Annotated in this window: 2 protein-coding genes; one reads left to right on the top strand and one right to left on the bottom strand. The window is 46.9% G+C overall.

Annotated elements, in window-relative coordinates; translation table 11 throughout:
• The coding region (locus KDK19_RS20800; RefSeq protein WP_257292858.1) for a neutral/alkaline ceramidase at window positions 1-1,671 on the top strand (1,671 nt) is incomplete at its 5' end.
• 24 nt (window positions 1,672-1,695) lie between these two features.
• On the opposite strand, the gene fliO is transcribed toward KDK19_RS20800, so the two are convergent.
• Window positions 1,696-2,160 (bottom strand): flagellar biosynthetic protein FliO, encoded by a 465-nt coding sequence (gene fliO, locus KDK19_RS20795; RefSeq protein WP_257274794.1) that lies wholly within the window; start codon window positions 2,158-2,160, stop codon window positions 1,696-1,698.
• Window positions 2,161-2,303 lie beyond the last annotated feature (143 nt).

Raw genomic sequence — 2,303 nt, 5'->3', positions numbered from 1 at the left:
ATGGCCCATGAAGACCTCGCTCCTTCTGAGATCTGGATGAAAACCGGGTTATTGGACAATGCCAGCCGCAATCGCTCTTTGTCGGCCTATGAAAATAATGTGGATGCCAGCCAAAAGGACTCTATCGACCGGATTGTTCAGCAACTCAGGTTTACCCGGGGTGGTCAACCATTAGGTGCCATCACCTGGTTTGCCACCCATGCAGTCTCCTATCCTGGCAGCAATCATTTATTAAGCAGTGACAACAAAGGCTATGCCAGCTGGGCTTTTGAACGTCATGCAAAGTACAACTGGGGAGTGGCTTCATTCATTGCAGCCTTTCCTCAATCTAACGCTGGGGATATGACGCCTAACCTGAATCTTGATGGCACCGGACCGGGTAAAACTCCGGATGAAAGTGTCAGGGAAATCGGCCAAAGACAGTTTAAAAAAGCCCTGGAACTGTTTAATGCCAGAGGCAGGAAAGTTTTTGGACCCATTGTGTCGGTGCAAAACTGGGTGGATTTTTCCAACTATGAAGTCCGGCAAGAATATTCGGGACAGCCAGAGCTGGTAAAAACCTGCAATCCAGCTATGGGGTATAGTTTTGCTGCAGGCACAGAAGATGGCCGGTCACCTTTTCTGGTGAGGTTAATACTGGGGGCTTATGAAGGCCGAAAAAATGAGCAATGGTGGATAAGAAAAATCACCGATTTTCTGACCTCTCCGTCAGAAGAAGAACTGAGATGTCAGAGACCCAAACCGGTCATGCTGTCATTGGGAAGTGAAAAAAACTTCCATTATTTCAATGATGTATTTCCCTCGGGTAACATGCATCGGGAAGTTATTAATCAGCCCTGGGTTCCCGAAGTCTTGCCTTTAATGCTGGCTCAGCTGGGGAATTTTCAGATTGCTGCATTGCCCGTTGAACCGACAGTCATGGCGGGGAGAAGGCTTCGAAAGAGGTTGTCAGAACTTTCCGGTATTCCCTTGAGACATATTGTAATCGCCGGGTATTCCAACGATTATGCCAGTTATTTGAGTACAGCAGAGGAGTTCTCTAAACAGCATTACGAGGGAGCCTCCACTTTATACGGTCCTTGGGAGCTGAGTGCCATGTTGCAGGCTTTTTCCAGTCTTTACATGCAATTGAGCAAAAAAGAGCCACCACCTGTGGATGAAGCGACACCGTTGGATTTGAGTTATCTGTACGACGATGTCCATATGGAGGATGTTCTGGAAAAATATGATGCTCTATTCGGAAAGGTGGTGACTGATAATCAGAGTAATATTCACTCAGGCCAGTCATTGAAGCTTCGTTACATTGCATCACACCCAAGATCGGGAATGGATCTTGATAGTTTTTTCTATGTGCAGAGGAAGGATGACTGTACAGGACTATGGGATACGATTGCTACAGATGACGACTGGACTACCCGGTTCAAATGGCAAGCTGGTGTTGCTACCGTCGAATGGACTCCTGATATGTACGACAAAGAAGGTTTGTATCGTATCCTCATTCGTGGTGAGTACTACAAGGCCGGGCCCAGGGGACGTCGACTGAAAAAACGTTATGAGTCTGTATCAGGCACATTCTATTACTCTGCTCATTATCCTGATACTGACACCCACTCCAGAGATTCATTCAACACTCTTCGAGGATCGGGAACCAACCGTTCTTGTGAAAAATGACATGAGCAAGAGAAGGGAAGTAGCTTATTTCGAGCTGCCACCTTTCAGCAGGTTTTTGAACTGAACAGCAAAATCCTGCTGATTTTCCTTCTTATCAGGCAGCAAGGGAGATTCGTCAAACGTATGAATCAGACTGACTTGCTGATTGGTGACTCCCAGCAGGATATCCTTTTCGCCAATTCGAATCAGACAGACTCTGGCCTGACTGGAAACCGGAATGCTGGAAACCACTTTTATCCCCTGACCTGCCGTGGGTGTGCCTATATTCAGTTTCTTCACGATCCAGGCCAGGGCAAAAATCAGCACAATGACAAAAAACAAAGGCGCAATGACCTGGGTGAGACTGAGGTCGGCAGGCCTGTCTACCGTTTCTTCTGCAAGAGCAAAGGCTGAAAAGCCGGACAGTAAAAGCAGACTGAGTCCGTGAGGATATTGTTTAAATCCCGGGTACGAACAAAGACTTTTCAGATAAAAAAATAGGCTTTTCACGCAGCCTCCTGCTTGCGCTGGGACGGTCCAAACACCTTTCATTAATTCTTATCATATTCAAGGCAAAGCGTGAAAAGCAAATTCCCGGAGGCTAGCAGCCTGTCGGACTTAAGGCTGTCCTACTGCGGTTGCAATAAATTGGT

Origin of the sequence: Endozoicomonas sp. ONNA1 (assembly GCF_024606325.1) — a bacterium.
Taxonomy (GTDB): Bacteria; Pseudomonadota; Gammaproteobacteria; order Pseudomonadales; family Endozoicomonadaceae; genus Endozoicomonas_A.
This window is presented reverse-complemented; position numbering and strand designations above follow the sequence as displayed.